At 66.5% G+C, this 14,518-nt stretch carries 15 protein-coding genes; all 15 read right to left on the reverse strand.

Features of this window, described 5'->3' with window-relative positions; translation table 11 throughout:
- Positions 1 to 216: 216 nt before the first annotated feature.
- The 15 genes from MC380_RS14965 to ruvC all read right to left on the reverse strand — a co-directional run bounded on the left by MC380_RS14965 (position 217) and on the right by ruvC (position 14,467).
- Positions 217 to 1,377 carry a glycosyltransferase family 4 protein gene (locus MC380_RS14965; protein ID WP_242165685.1) on the reverse strand — a complete coding sequence of 387 codons (1,161 nt, stop codon included), beginning with the start codon at positions 1,375 to 1,377 and terminating at the stop codon, positions 217 to 219.
- 251 nt (positions 1,378 to 1,628) lie between these two features.
- Entirely contained in the window at positions 1,629 to 2,879 is a 1,251-nt protein-coding gene (locus MC380_RS14970; RefSeq protein ID WP_242165686.1) for a right-handed parallel beta-helix repeat-containing protein, read from the reverse strand.
- 298 nt (positions 2,880 to 3,177) lie between these two features.
- Positions 3,178 to 3,870, reverse strand: coding sequence for a 7-cyano-7-deazaguanine synthase QueC (queC, locus tag MC380_RS14975; protein ID WP_242165688.1), 693 nt, complete (start codon positions 3,868 to 3,870; stop codon positions 3,178 to 3,180).
- A complete protein-coding gene (gene queE, locus MC380_RS14980) occupies positions 3,867 to 4,553 on the reverse strand; it encodes a 7-carboxy-7-deazaguanine synthase QueE (protein WP_242165690.1) in 687 nt (228 codons plus the stop codon). Before queE ends, queC begins: the two co-directional genes overlap by 4 nt.
- A 76-nt stretch (positions 4,554 to 4,629) precedes the next feature.
- Complete coding sequence (gene ybgF / locus MC380_RS14985; RefSeq protein WP_242165692.1) at positions 4,630 to 5,457, reverse strand: tol-pal system protein YbgF; 828 nt, start codon at positions 5,455 to 5,457, stop codon at positions 4,630 to 4,632.
- Positions 5,458 to 5,584: 127 nt separating this feature from the next.
- The gene (gene pal, locus MC380_RS14990) at positions 5,585 to 6,100 is read right to left on the reverse strand and encodes a peptidoglycan-associated lipoprotein Pal (protein ID WP_242102841.1); all 516 of its coding nucleotides are present in this window, start codon (positions 6,098 to 6,100) and stop codon (positions 5,585 to 5,587) included.
- 78 nt (positions 6,101 to 6,178) lie between these two features.
- Positions 6,179 to 7,486 carry a Tol-Pal system beta propeller repeat protein TolB gene (gene tolB / locus MC380_RS14995; protein WP_242102840.1) on the reverse strand — a complete coding sequence of 436 codons (1,308 nt, stop codon included), beginning with the start codon at positions 7,484 to 7,486 and terminating at the stop codon, positions 6,179 to 6,181.
- Between the two features lie 140 nt (positions 7,487 to 7,626).
- Complete coding sequence (gene tolA, locus MC380_RS15000; RefSeq protein WP_343223588.1) at positions 7,627 to 8,589, reverse strand: cell envelope integrity protein TolA; 963 nt, start codon at positions 8,587 to 8,589, stop codon at positions 7,627 to 7,629.
- The gene (gene tolR / locus MC380_RS15005; protein WP_242102839.1) at positions 8,586 to 9,032 is read right to left on the reverse strand and encodes a protein TolR; all 447 of its coding nucleotides are present in this window, start codon (positions 9,030 to 9,032) and stop codon (positions 8,586 to 8,588) included. Before tolR ends, tolA begins: the two co-directional genes overlap by 4 nt.
- Before the next feature lie 15 nt (positions 9,033 to 9,047).
- Entirely contained in the window at positions 9,048 to 9,842 is a 795-nt protein-coding gene (gene tolQ / locus MC380_RS15010; protein WP_242102838.1) for a protein TolQ, read from the reverse strand.
- A gap of 31 nt (positions 9,843 to 9,873) precedes the next feature.
- A complete protein-coding gene (gene ybgC, locus MC380_RS15015; protein ID WP_242102837.1) occupies positions 9,874 to 10,290 on the reverse strand; it encodes a tol-pal system-associated acyl-CoA thioesterase in 417 nt (138 codons plus the stop codon).
- The gene (gene ruvB, locus MC380_RS15020) at positions 10,280 to 11,320 is read right to left on the reverse strand and encodes a Holliday junction branch migration DNA helicase RuvB (protein WP_242165694.1); all 1,041 of its coding nucleotides are present in this window, start codon (positions 11,318 to 11,320) and stop codon (positions 10,280 to 10,282) included. The genes ybgC and ruvB overlap by 11 nt, the downstream gene beginning before the upstream one ends.
- Before the next feature lie 44 nt (positions 11,321 to 11,364).
- Entirely contained in the window at positions 11,365 to 13,203 is a 1,839-nt protein-coding gene (locus MC380_RS15025; protein ID WP_242102992.1) for a potassium transporter Kup, read from the reverse strand.
- Between the two features lie 90 nt (positions 13,204 to 13,293).
- Positions 13,294 to 13,884: a Holliday junction branch migration protein RuvA gene (ruvA, locus tag MC380_RS15030; RefSeq protein ID WP_242102835.1), complete on the reverse strand. Its 591-nt coding sequence runs from the start codon at positions 13,882 to 13,884 to the stop codon at positions 13,294 to 13,296.
- A 58-nt stretch (positions 13,885 to 13,942) separates the two neighbouring features.
- On the reverse strand, positions 13,943 to 14,467 hold the full coding sequence (gene ruvC, locus MC380_RS15035; RefSeq protein ID WP_242102834.1) for a crossover junction endodeoxyribonuclease RuvC: 525 nt from the start codon (positions 14,465 to 14,467) through the stop codon (positions 13,943 to 13,945).
- Positions 14,468 to 14,518: the final 51 nt, after the last annotated feature.

Raw genomic sequence — 14,518 nt, forward strand, 5'->3', positions numbered from 1 at the left:
GTCGATAGCGCGATCGTTGTTCCACGGCGCGCTGCGCAGGCGGAATGCGGCGGAGCGTTCACGCAGGAATGTTCGTGCTGCCGCCACCGAACGAGCGGAAGGCGCGTCCTGCATGGATGACGATTCTGGCGCCGGGCTGCGTTCGTTCCGCGCCTGCACAGGTTCACGGTCTCGCAGGAGTTCTTCCCGCGACGCACAGCGCACTCCCAACGGGCGTCACTGCGCCAGCGCGCGCCCGCTGGAGGACGCGCCCAGCAACTCGGCATAGACCTGGATGGTCTTGCCGATGACCAGGCGCTCATCGAAGTGCGCCAGCGCCTTCTGTCGCGCATTGTCGCCGAGCCTGCGTAGTAGCTCGCGATCATCGTCCAGTTGCGTCAGCAACCCCGCCAACGACGCTGCGTCGCGGGGCTCGGCGTGCAGCCCGTCGACACCGTGTCGGGTAACGACTTCACGGCAGCCCGGAAGATCGGTGGTGACGAGCGCGAGGCCACAGGCGGCGGCCTCGATCAGGCTCCGTGGAACGCCTTCGCGGTAATAACTGGGCAATGCCATCACGTCGACGGTCGGCAGCAGCGCCGGCATATCCTCGACGTGACCCAGCCAGCGGATCAGGCCCCGCTCGTGCCATCGTTCCACGTCCTCGCGTCCGACCGAGTGCGGGTTGCCCGGATCCGGCATGCCGGCGAGCAGGAATTCGATCTGTCGCCCTTGCGCCTTGAGCAGGGCTGCCGCGTCGACAAACTCACGGATGCCTTTCTCCCATACGAGCCGCGCGGCGAGCAGTACGCGCAGTGGGCGGCGATCGGCTGCATTCGCAGCCGGGCGGAACCGGCGGGTATCCACGCCGGAGCTGCGGATCACGCGGATCATCTGCGACGGAACCAGCCGCGACGACATGAATGCTTCGGCATCGTCGGGGTTCTGCAGGATCAGCCGCGTGTGCCCACTGCCGAGCGTTCCGCGCATCAACGTTCTCACGATCGGACGCAGCGCCCGCGCCTTGAACCGGTCGCTGGTGAACACGTAACCCATGCCCGCAACCGCGTTGACCACGGCCGGCACGCCGGCGACCCTGGCGGCGAGCGCGCCATAGATGGCGCACTTGACCGTGAAGTTGTGCAGCAGGTCCGGACGTTCGGCCCTGAGCACGCGCACCAGTGCGCCGAGCGTGAATGCCTCGCGCACGGGATTCAGGCTGCCGCGATCCATCGGCAGCGTGATCCAGCGGATGCCATGAGCGGCGAAGCGCGCTCCGAATTCGCCCGGGGGCGACAGCATCACCACCTCGTCGCCGCGCGATTTGAGCTGCAGCGCGGTCGACAGCCTGAAGTTGTACAGATACCAGTCGGTATTCGCGAAAAACACGAACTTCATCGAGCACTTTTCCTGCGGTGCCGGCGCTGTTTCGGCGCGCGCCATGTGGCGGAAGTCCGCGAACACTAGCGACGACGAAGTGTTCGGGGCGCGAAAGCGGCGGATCACCATGAATCCTGATATCGGGGCCGCGTCAGCCGCTATGGTGCGCCCCCACTCCGGTGGCAGCAACAAAAACCCCGCCTTGCGGCGGGGTTGTATACGAGCGATTCATCGTGAGCAAACCAGCCCCGATCGCGGGGTGGCGTTGTTCACTTGTCGTAGTAGTAGTTGGTGTTGATCCTGATGTTGGTGCTATTGGCCACTTCGGTATGCCTGGGCAGAACATTCCCCGTGCGCGCCACCGCTGGCGAAAGCTTGGGCATGTCGTAGCTACGGTAGCGCCGGGCATTGTTGTAGAAGTAGTTCTGCCCGACCGCATAATCGGAACTGCTGGCGCGGATCCCGACGCCGATCAGGTCATTGTTGCGGATCTCGTTGTAACCGATGTAACCGGTCACGGCGCCGATCGTCAGTACGCCATAGCCCTGGTTGAACTCGATCACGTTGCGCTTGATCGTCGTGCCGTTGGTTCGCCGATAGACCTGAATCCCGTTGCCCTGGTTGTAGCGGATGAGGCAATTCTCGATATGCGTATTCGCTGCACCGGGATTCTCGTAATCCGATTCGATGTCGATACCGCAGCCGGGGGTGATACCCGATGTATAGCTGAACTCGGAGTCGTACACCTTGACGCCGCGCGCCTGACCGATGGACATGCCCTGGCGCCGATTCTGGACGCAGGCCACGTTGGAAACGACGATGTCGACGCTGATGACCTTGGGTACGTCCGTCGTGGCGGCGATGGAAATTCCGTCGCCCCAGCACTTGCGGATGAGCATGTCGCGAATCGTGACCCGCGATGCCCCGCGCACCATGATGCCGTGGCCCCACTGACCGGTGGTGGCGAGATGCCGGTCGCGGTCGCCTTCGATTTCGCCGCCCGAGATTTCCACGTCGCTGACCTTGTGCAGCATCAGTACATAGGCGCGGTCGGCGGCGTTGGCCTTGGCTTTCAGCACGGCGCCATCGGCAAGGCGCAGGTGCATGCTGCTGCGCAGGCGCACCATGACCGTCGGGTCGATCACGTAGGTGCCCGCAGGCACTGCCACCGTGCCGCCGCCGGACGGAAGCGCGTCGATGGCTCTCTGGAATGCGGCGGTATCGTCATGGACGGCGTCGCCGTACGCGCCGAAGGTGCGGACGCTGATCTCGGTGCTGCCGCGGGTCCGGCTCGGCGGGTTGAACAGCGCGGTCGTCGACAGCGAAGCCGGAAGCGGGGAACTCATGGTCGCCGCGAGCGCCGAGGTCGCCATTCCTCCGAACGTCGCGGGCAGGGCCAGCAGCAGCGATTTGCGGAGGAAGTCCCGGCGCGGCATCCGGGCGTCATGCTCGTCGCGCGCGACAATGTCTTTGTTCATCTCTATTTTGGTCTCGTGCCTGGTGGGAATGCGGGCCCGCAATCAAGACAAAACCGCCGGAATGCGGCAGTTCGCTTTGTGAGCAGAGCCCCAGGGCGTTCTTGTTATGGAACCGACGCCTTCACGCTACCTTTACATGGATAAACCAGGGTTCCAAATGCCTGTGCGCGGTTTTGCGGCCTCATGCACATTCATTTATATGAATTCGCGCGCGTTATTCAGGCAACGCGAAATTTGCGCGCATGCACGCAAATTGGAACCAGCGCATGGCGACGCTGCTGAATGAATCGATGTCGGCCGCCCGTTCAGTTCAGGCGGCGCAGCGCCAACAGCACGTGGTTCAAACCGCGTAGCGAGTTGGATCAGGTACCCCGGCGGCGTCGAAACCCTCCGCGCGCAGCCGGCAGGCATCGCAGTGTCCGCAGGCGCGGCCGTCGGCGTCGGCGCGGTAACAGGACACGGTCTGCGCGAAGTCCACCCCCAGTTCGAGGCCGCGCGCGACGATATCGGCCTTGGACATGTGCAACAGCGGCGCGCGCACGCGGATGACCGCGCCTTCCACGCCGGCCTTGGTGGCGAGGTTGGCCAGGCGCTGGAATGCGTCGATGAACTCAGGTCGGCAATCGGGGTAGCCGGAATAGTCGACCGCGTTGACGCCGCAGAAGATGTCGGTCGCGCCGAGCACCTCGGCCCAGCCCAGGGCGATCGACAGCATGATGGTATTGCGCGCGGGCACGTAGGTAGCGGGAATGCCGGCGGCATCGGCGGGACGGTCCAGCGGCACATCGATGGCGTCGTCGGTCAGGGCCGAACCGCCGATGCTGCCGAGGTCGACATGCACGGTCTTGTGCGCCGCCGCGCCGAGCGCCCGCGCCACGCGCGCGGCGGCATCCAGCTCGGACGTGTGGCGCTGTCCGTAACGTACGCTCAGCGCGTGCGCGGCGAAGCCCTGTTCGCGCGCGATCGCCAGCACCACCGCCGAATCCATGCCGCCGGACACGAGCACCACCGCGAGTCGCGCCGCCGCCGTCATCGCCCCGGCTCCTCGCCCCACAGCTGCTTGTGCAGCTGCATCTGGAAGCGCACCGGCAACTTCTCAGCCACGATCCAGTCGGCCAGCTCGCGCGCGGACACCTGGGCATGGCTGGGGGAAAAAAGCACTTCGCAGCACCGGTCCAGCTGATGTTCGGCGACGGTGTCGCGCGCCCATTCGAAATCGGTGCGACTGCAGATGACGAACTTGACCTGATCGCGCGGCGTCAGCAGCGCCAGGTTTTCCCAGCGGTTGCGTGCGGCCTCTCCCGAGCCGGGCGTCTTGATGTCCACCACCCGGGAGACGCGCGGATCGACGTCACCGATGTCGATCGCGCCCGAGGTTTCCAGCGACACCGCGTAACCGGCATCGCACAGCCGCGACAGCAGCGCCAGGCAGCGCTTCTGAGACAACGGTTCGCCGCCGGTGACGCAGACATGACGCACACCATGGCCTTCGACCTCGGCGAGAATCGCCTCGATCCCGCGCCATTCACCACCATGGAAGGCATACGCGGTATCGCAATACTGGCAGCGCAGCGGGCATCCGGTCAGGCGCACGAACACGGTCGGCCAGCCGGCATCGCGCGCTTCGCCCTGCAGCGAAAGGAAGATCTCGGTGATGCGCAGGCGATCGGTCGAGGTCGCCTCGACCGCAGCGGCCCGCGAGGCGACTGCGTTCATGGGTGAATTCTACGGGGAAGACCGGTCAGGTTCGCGGTGGCGCTCGCCCCGCCTGCCGGCCGTGTTGCTTACCCGATCAGCGTGCGCCGAGCTCGATCGAACGCAGGCGATCGTCCGCGGTGCGTGCGGCATCGCTGCCCGGATACTTCTGCGTGACCTGGGTCAGCGTCTCGCGCGCTGCATCCATCTGCTTCAGCCCGTACTGCGACAGCCCGACCTTCAGCAGTGCGCCCGGCGCCTTGTCGTGGGTGGGATAGCGCTCGTACAGGGCCTTGAACTGTTCCAGTGCCAGTTCGTAGTTCTGGGTGACGTAATAGCTTTCGCCGAGCCAATAACGCGCGTTGGGCGCGTAGGCGCCGTCGGGATGCTGCTGCAGGAACTGCTGGAACAGGCGCGCGGATTCGTCGTAACGGCCGGCCTTGAGCACGTCGAAGGCGGCTTCGTAGGACGCACGCTCGTCCGCGCCGACCGCCGCCACGACGGGCGTCGCTGCGCCGGAGGTTGAAGGCGCGGCGGCGACGGCTCCAGGCGTCGCGGATGGCGGCGCGGTGTCAGGCACAGCGGGCAAGCCGGCCCCGGGGGAAACCGGCGCTCCGGCGCCTTCCAGCCGGTTCAGCCGCCCATCCAGATCCAGGTACTGGGCACGCGCGGTGGACTGCGCCTGCTCGTTTGCCTGCTGCAGCTCCTCGATCTGCGAGCGCAGGCTCGAGACCTCGGCCTTGAGCTGGGTGACCTGGTTGAGCAGGTCCACGTTGCCCTGATTGTTCGCGGCGCGCTGTTCCAGCGCGACCACGCGATCGGCCAGGCTCGCGCGTTGTGCAGCCGCCGGGGCGCTTACCGCGAGCGCGGACGCGATCGCGGCGGCCAGGGCGAAGGCCCGGGTAGGGTTCATGCCGGAACTCATGGGTGGCACTCCTGGGGTGATACGGATGGCTCAAAGAAGATCGGCGGCGCCGGCGGAAACCCGCCAGCCACCGCCGATATTCAGACCGCGGCAGGGCGCGGTCGTTCGCAGGCGCTGATCGCCGGCCTTACTTGGCCGTATAGACGATCTCGACGCGGCGGTTCTTGGCCCAGCAATCTTCACCGGACGTGGTGCAGGTCGGGCGCTCTTCGCCATAGCTGACCACGGTGATCTGGCCGGCCGAACCGCCATTGGCCTGCAGCGCGGAGGACACGGCGTTGCCGCGGCGCTCGCCCAGGCCCAGGTTGTACTCGCGGCTGCCGCGCTCGTCGGCGTTGCCTTCCAGGGTCATGCGCGAGGAAGGACGATCGCGCAGGTACTTGGCGTGGCAGGCCATCGCGGCCTGGAATTCCGGACGCAGCGCGTCCTGGTCAAGGTCGAAGTACACCACGCGCTGGCGCAGGCAGGCATCGGTGTCCAGGTCCTCGGGGCCATAGGCGCCCGGAGTCGTGGGGCCGGTATCGGTCACGGTACCGGTGCCGGCGCCGGTGTCGGCGGGAGGCACTTCCTTGACCTTCTTGGAACACGCGACCGCTGCGGTACACAGCAGGGCGGCGATCAGCACGCGGGTAGTCTTGTTCATTGTGTCCTCGTCGATGGCACGTAAGCGTAGGGAACTGCGCTACGGGGGGTGAAACTTAACAGGAGGCCGTGACGACCGCTAGCGGGGGCTGCGAAACGGACCCCAGGACGGTTCGCGCACATCGCCATTGGCCAGGACCAGGCGCTGGCGCACGCGGGCGTCGGCCGAGACCGAGTACAGCACGCCCCGCCCCCCCTCGCGCGCGGCATACAGCAGCATCGCTGCGTTCGGCGCGAAGCTGGGCGATTCGTCCAGGGACCCGGGCGAGAGCGTGCTCCAGCGTGGCGATCCCAGGCTGCGGTCGAGCATGGCGATCCGGTAGGTATTGCCGCTGCCCTGGGCGACGGCGATTTTCTTGCCGTCGAAGGAAACCGTCGGAGTGGCGTTGTAACTGCCCTGGAAGGTGACCCGGGTCGCACCCCCGCCACCGGCCGAGACCTGGTAGATCTGCGGGCGTCCGCCGCGGTCGGAGGTGAAATAAATCGTGCCGCCGTCGGCGCTCCAGGTGGGCTCGGTGTCGATGCCCATCTGATTGGTGACCTGGGTCAGGGCCTTGCTGCCCAGGTTCATCACGTAGATCTCCGGGTTGCCGCTGCGCGAGAGCGTGAGCGCAAGCCGGCTACCGTCGGGCGAGAAGCTCGGCGCGCCGTTGATGCCCCTGAAACTGGCCACCAGTTCGCGTGCACCGGTGGAAATGTCCTGGATGAAGATCGACGAATTGCCACGTTCGAAACTGACGTAGGCCAGCTTGCGCCCATCCGGGCTCCATGAAGGCGAGAGCAGCGGCTCGTTCGAGCGCACCACGGTCTGCGGATTCCAGCCGTCCGCGTCGGCCACCATCAGGGCATAGCGCGATCCCTTGCCCACGCCGCTGGCAGTCACATAGGCGACCCGGGTCCAGAACGCACCGCGCACGCCGGTGATCTTTTCGTACACCGCGTCGGCGATCTGGTGGGCCACGTCGCGCATGGCGCTGCTGCGCGCGGTCAGGGCGAAACCGAGCAGGCGTTCCTGCTTGGCGACGTCGAACAGTTCGTACTCGGTGCGGAAACTTCCGCCGCCGCCGTCGACGATGCGTCCCACTAACAGGTAATCCTGATTGAGCGTGCGCCAGGTGGGGTAATTGACCTCGCTGCCGCGCGTCGGGCGCTCGACGATGTCCCGCTCGGGCAGGCTGCGGAACTGGCCGGAGCGGTCCAGGTCGGCACGGATCACCGCAGCGACGTCGGTTTCCCCGGCGCTGCCGGCGAAGGGCACGACCGCGATCGGGGTGGCCGAGGCGTTGCCGCCGATGATGTCGATCTCCAGCCCCTGTTCCTGGGCCACGGCCGCCAGAGGCAGCAGCAGGAACACGAACGCGGTCAGCCAGCGCAGGGGTCGGGTCATCGGCGATCCTCGAAACGGAACGGAATTGGTGGACGCGGGATTATCGGAACCAGGCCTGTTAAGCCCGGTGAAGTGTTAAAGCTTGGCCGTTAAGCCGGCCTGAAAGATGAACGAACCCCTTTGGCTGAGGCTGGGAGGGTTCAATTGGGCCGGAAGGTGAAATTGAGCCGCCGGTTGAACACCGATTCGAACCCGGCATAGGGCAGCGGCTGGGCCTTGAGCACCGCCGCCTCGACCGAACGCTTGCCGGCCTCGTCGTAGGGACAGCTGGCATCGAATTGCACGCTCATGACCTCGCCGCCGGGCAGCTGCACGATGCGCATCTTGCACGGCAGGCCGGGCATGTTGTCCGGGCGGGTCCACTTGCTGGTGACCGCGGACTGGATGGCCGCCATGTACTGCCGCAGCAGGCCTTCGTCCACGCCGTTGTTGCCCGGTGGCGGGGTGGCGCTGGCTTCGGCGTCGGACTGTGCGGCCGCCTCCGAGGCGGCCATCGCCTGGCGATCGGCGATCTGCTTGAGCTTCTGTTCCGCCATCTGGGTCTGCCGCTGCAACTTCGCGCGCTCGGCGCGGATCTGCCTGAGCTTCTCTTCGCGCTCCTGCTGGCGGGCCAGGCGCTGCCGCTCCTCGGCTTCACGCTGGCGCTCGCGTTCGGTCAGGTCGATCTGCTCCTCGCGGCGCTTTTCTTCCTGCTCACGCTCCCGGGTTTCGGCGGAGATCGCGTCACGGCGCACTTCCTCCTGCTGCTCGGTATCCGGCTCGGGCACGCGTTCCTGGGCCTGGACCTGCTGCTCCACCAGCGATTCGTCGGGCAGCGGCTCCGGGATCGGCTGCGGCGGCGGGACGCTATCCTCCGCGACCGGCTCGGGTTCGGGTTCGGGCTGTGGCGCGATCGGGTCGGGTCGCTGGGCCAGCGCGCGCTTCATGCGCGCCGAAAGGGCGTCCGGATCGATCAGCTCGGCTTCGATCGGCGAGCCGGCCGCGGACTGCGGCGCCGTGGTGCGCGTCCACCACAGGCCCAGGAACATCAGCGCGAACAGCAGCACGTGCAGTGCGATCGCGTAGACGAAAGCCTGGGTGGTGTCGGCGCGGGTTTCCCTCACTGCGCGGGCGCCTCGTTCGGCTGGCTCATCAGGCCGACCTTCTGCACGCCGGCGTTCTGCAGCAGCACCATCGCGCCGTACACGGTTTCGTAGTTGGCCTTGGCATCGCCGGCGACGAATACCGGCACGTCCTTGTTGTTGCGTACGAAGGCGCCGACCTTGGCAGCCAGCGCGTCGGCGGCCAGGGCCTCGTTCTTCGCACCCTGCAGGGTCAGGAAGAAGTTGCCGTCGGCATCCACGCTGACGATCACCGGATCCTTCTTCTCGGTGATCGACTTGGCGTTGGACTGCGGCAGTTCGATGTCCACGCCCAGGTTGAGCAACGGCGCGGTGACCATGAAGATGATCAGCAGCACCAGCATCACGTCGATGTACGGCACGACATTGATGTCGGCCTTGAGCCTGCGCTTGCGGATGCGACGACCGCTGGCGGTGTGTGCCATGGAGTTGCTCCTCGCCTAATCGTCGATGTGCGCTTGCCGCTGCAGGATCGAGGAAAACTCCTCGCTGAACGCGTCATAGCGTGTCGCGATGCGGTCGACCTTGGTGGCGAAGCGGTTGTAGGCCCACACCGCGGGAATCGCCGCGAACAGGCCCATCGCGGTCGCGATCAGCGCCTCGGAGATGCCCGGCGCCACGGTGGCAATGGTCGCCTCCTTGACGTTGGCCAGGCCCTGGAAGGAAATCATGATGCCCCAGACCGTGCCGAACAGACCCACGTAGGGACTGATCGAACCGACGTTGGCGAGAAACTCGAGATTGTGTTCAAGATCGTCGAGCTCGCGCGAGGCGGTCGCCCGCATCGCGCGCTGCGCGCCTTCGAGCTGGACCCGCGAATCCACGCCACGGCGCTGGCGGATCCGGTTGAACTCGCGGAAGCCGCCCTCGAAGATCGCCTCCATGCCGCCGACGTCCCGGTTGCGCTCGGTGGCGCCGGCATACAGCTTGGACAGCTCCGCCCCCGACCAGAAACGCTCCTCGAAGCCGATCGCTTCGCGCTCGGCGCGATCGAGGATCTTCTTCTTGCGGAAGATGATCACCCAGGAAGCGACCGAGGCGAACAGCAGCAGCAGCATCACCAGCTGCACCGGGATCGACGCGTGCAGCAACAGCTGCAGCAGGTCGAGACTGCCCTCGGCGACCGCGGGATGGGTGGCCGCGTCGGCGCCCTGCGCGACCGCATCGGTGGCAGCCGCGGCCTCTTCCGGCAGGGGTTCGACCGCGGCCTGCAGCAGCATCGGCATTGGGATCATCCGGGTTTACTCCGTCGCTTTCAAAAAGGATTCACGATTCGAGGGATTTTAGTTGCAGGTACAACGCATCGGGGATCGCCCGGGGTTTGAAGCCGGCCGGATCGAGCGCTGCCACACGCACTTCTGCTTCCAGCAACAACGTTTCGCCGCGCAGCACTTGCTGCGCCACCACCAGACTCGCCTTGCGGCATTCCACCAGCGCCACGCTGACCTGCAGCTCGTCGTCCAGCCGCGCCGGCAGGCGGAAGTCGATCCGCATCGCGCGCACGGCGAACACCAGACCATGCGCATCGCGCAGCAGTTCCTGGCCATGTCCGCATGCGCGCATCCACTCGGTGCGGGCGCGTTCCATAAACGCCAGATACTGCGCGTGGTAGACCACGCCGCCAGCGTCGGTATCCTCCCAATACACCCGTGTCGGCCAACTGAACCGCGGCTCAACCGCCACTTGCATCCTCCGCGAACATGTCGTTGGGACGCGGCTTGACCGGCAGACCCAGATGGCGGTAGGCCTTGGCCGACGCCATGCGCCCACGAGCCGAGCGCACCAGGTAGCCCTGCTGGATCAGATACGGTTCGATCACGTCCTCGAGTGTGCCGCGCTCCTCGCTGAGCGCGGCGGCCAGCGATTCCACCCCGACCGGCCCGCCGTCGAAGTTGTCGATGATCAGCCGCAGCAGGCGCCGATCGAGATCGTCGAAGCCGACAGGGTCGACCGCCAGCATCTGCATGGCGGCCGACGCGACCTCGCGATCGATGTGCCCGGCGGCGCGCACCTGGGCGAAATCGCGCGCGCGCCGCAGCAGGCGGTTGGCGATACGCGGGGTGCCGCGCGAGCGCTTGGCGATCTCGTCGGCGCCTTCGGCATCGCAGTCGATGCCCAGGATCCGCGCCGAGCGGCGCACGATGCTGGTGAGCTCGCCGGGCGAATAGAACTCCAGGCGCTGCACGATACCGAACCGGTCGCGCAGCGGCGCGGTCAGCAGTCCGGCGCGGGTGGTGGCGCCGATCAGGGTAAACGGGGGCAGATCCAGCTTGATCGACCGGGCGGCGGGGCCCTCGCCGATCATGATGTCGATCTGGTAATCCTCCATCGCCGGATACAGCACTTCCTCGACCACCGGCGAAAGGCGATGGATCTCGTCCACGAACAGCACGTCGTGCGGCTGCAGGTTGGTCAGCAGCGCCGCCAGGTCGCCGGCCTTCTCGATCACCGGGCCGGAGGTGACCCGCAGGTTGACGCCCAGCTCGTTGGCGATCACATGGCTGAGCGTGGTCTTGCCCAGACCGGGCGGCCCGAAGATCAGCACATGGTCGAGCGCCTCGCCACGCCGCCTGGCGGCTTCGATGTAGATGCCCAGCTGCTCGCGCACGGGCCGCTGGCCGAGATATTCGTCCAGGGTCCTGGGCCGGATGCTGGCCTCGACCGCCTCGTCCTCGCGGGTGGGTGCGGCGGCGATGATGCGGTCTTCGGTCATGCGCGCAATGTTCTCACGACGGAAGGACGCCCCACGATCTTTCGTCAGATCTCCACCTGCGCGCCCAGTTCCACCAGCCTGTTTCCGGGAATCCGGAAGAAGCCCGTGGCCGGTGCGGCATTGCGGTGCATGATCGCGAACAGCCTGTCGCGCCATACCGGCATCCCGCGGTGCGCGCCGGCGACGATGGTTTCGCGGCTGGCGAAGTAAGTGGTGTCCATCGGGTCGAAGTACATGCCGCCCTTGTCGCAGCTGCGCATCAACGCCAGCGGGATATCCGGGGTTTCCATGAAGCCGTAGCGCACCAGCACCCGGTAGAAGTCGTCGCCGATCCCCTCCATCTTGAGCCGCTTGTCCGCCGGCGCGTAGGGGACGTTCAGCGTCTCGACGGTCAGGAATACATTGCGCTCGTGCAGAACCTTGTTGTGCTTGAGGTTGTGCAGCAACGCGTGCGGCACCACGCCCTTGTCGGCGGTGAGGAAGATCGCCGTGCCGGGTACCCGCGCTGGCGGCGCGAGCATCAGCCCGGGCAGGAAGGTGTCGAGCTGGATGCCTTCCTTGCGCACTTCGTCGTGCAACAGCTCGCGCCCACGGCGCCAGGTGCGCAGGATGGTGAAGACCACCAAGCCCAGCGCGATCGGGAACCAGGCGCCGTGGAAGAACTTGGCACCGTTGGCCACCACAAAGCCCAGATCGACGATGAAGAACACGACGCACAGCGGCAGCACCCACTTGCGCCAGCGCGGCCACAGAGACCACGCCACCAACGCCAGCAGCAAGGTATCGATCAGCATCGTCGCCGACACCGAGATGCCGTACGCCGTGGCGAGCGCCGTGGAGCTGCGGAATGCCAGCACCACCCCGATGACCAGCAGCATCAGCAGCCAGTTGATGTAGGGGATGTATATCTGGCCAATCGTGTCGCGTGAGGTGTGCTTGATCTGCATGCGCGGGATGTAGCCCAGCTGCATGGCCTGACGCGCCACGGAGAACGCACCGGTGATCACCGCCTGGGAAGCGATGATCGCGGCCATGGTGGCCAGGACGATCATCGGATACAGCGCCCAGGTCGGCACCGACTCGTAGAACGGGTTGCTTACGGCGTCCGGGTGCTCGAGCACCAGCGCGCCCTGGCCGAGATAGTTCAGCATCAGGCTGGGCAGCACTACCGTGCCCCACGCGATCCGGATCGGCTTCGGGCCGAAATGACCCATGTCCGCGTACAACGCCTCGCCGCCGGTCACCGCCAGCACCACGGCCCCCAGGATGAAAAGCGAATGCCAGCCGTGGGTGATGAAGAATTTTGCGCCCCACCACGGATTGAAGGCCGCGAGCACCTCGGGAGCATCCACCACGTTGTAGACGCCCACGGCGGCGATCGAGAGGAACCACAGCAGCGTGATCGGACCGAACACGCGGCCGACCTTCTCGGTTCCGTAGCGCTGCGCGACAAACACCGCGACCAGAATCGCGACCGTGATGGGTACGATGTAGGCATGCAGTCGCGGCGCAGCGACCTCCAGCCCTTCGACCGCGCCCAGCACCGAAATTGCCGGGGTGATGACCCCATCGCCGAAGAACAGCGAAGCGCCGAAGATGCCGAGGATGCCCACGACATAGGCCGACCGCCCACCCTTGGCGAGCGTACGCTGCGCCAGCGCCATGAGCGCCATGATGCCGCCCTCGCCCTCGTTGTCGGCACGCATGATGATCGTGACGTACTTGAGCGTGACCACGATCATCAATGCCCAGAACACCAGCGACAGGATGCCCAACACCGTGTCGTGGTCCCCGGTAAGCCCGAAATGCGGCGAGAACGCCTCTTTCAGGGTGTACAGGGGGCTGGTGCCGATGTCGCCAAAGACGACGCCGATCGCGCCCATTACGAGGCCGCGCAACCCGGTCTTGCCGTGCCCGTGCTGGGCCTTCGCGTATTTGGATGAGGGAGATGGCATTGGTGCTTCGGGCCCGCCTCAGCGGAGCGCGGACTGTAGCGCCTTTCGGATGATGGTTTCGGCGGTGTCGCCGTCGATGAAGGCGAACTTGGCCATGCGCTGCGCCTCGGCCGGCTTGTAGCCGAGCTGCTGCAGGGCGATGGTGGCCTCGGACAGCGGATCGTAGCTGCGCTCGCCTGGCCCCGATGTGGGGGCGGTCCCGACCAGGTCAACCGCACGATCGCGCAGCTCCACCACCATCCGCTCGGCGGTCTTCTTGCCGATGCCGGGAATGCGGGTGAGCGCGGTCACGTCTCCGGCCTGCACCAGCTGCGCGAACGCGTCGACGCTGACGCCGGACAACACCGCGAGCGCGATCTTCGCGCCGATGCCGCTGACCTTCTGCACGTCGCGGAACAGGCGGCGCTCGGGCAGGGTGAGAAAGCCGTACAGGGCCACGCTGTCCTCCCGCTGCGCATAATGGGTGTGCAGCAGGACTTCGCGCCCGACCTCCGGCAGGTCGTAGAACGTGCTCATCGGCGCCTCCAGCTCGTAGCCGACGCCGTGCACGTCCACCACCAGCCACGGCGGCTGTTTGTGGGTAAGGATGCCCTTGAGGGTGCCGATCATGGACGCCTTGCCCCGGTTTGGAAGCGGCTAGCCGCGAGCGGCTGCGGATTCATCGTTCTCATCGCTTCCTGCTCCACGCCTGGCGCACGTCGACGCCGAGCCGGGCCGCGCTCGCGCGCACGTGCGCGTGGGTGATGGCCACGGCCAGCGCATCGGCGGCATCGGCCTGCAGCTTGCCCTTGAGGCCCAGCATCAGGCCGACCATGTGCTGGATCTGCTGCTTGTCGGCGGCGCCGGTTCCGACCACGGCCAGCTTGATCTCCTTGGCCGCGTACTCGTGCACCGGCAAGTCGCGCAGCACCACCGCACAGATCGCCGCGCCGCGAGCATGCCCGAGTTTGAGCGCCGAATCGGCGTTGCGCGCCAGGAACACGCGCTCGATCGCGACCTCGTCGGGCCGGTGCGCCTCGATGATTTCGGTCAGCCCCTGCAGCAGCCGCTTGAGCCGGGCAGCGAAGTCGCCTTCGCCCAACAGCACCAGGGGCGCGTGGAAGACGTGACTCGACCGGCCCGCGGTATCCACATCGATGATGCCCACGCCCGTGCATTGCGAACCCGGGTCGATTCCGAGGATGCGGGTCAACGGCGGAAGACCTCGTCGCCCGCCGTGCGCGGGACGTGCGTGGCGGGTAAT

The organism is Lysobacter sp. M15 (assembly GCF_022662515.1).
Lineage (GTDB): Bacteria > Pseudomonadota > Gammaproteobacteria > Xanthomonadales > Xanthomonadaceae > JAKPBU01.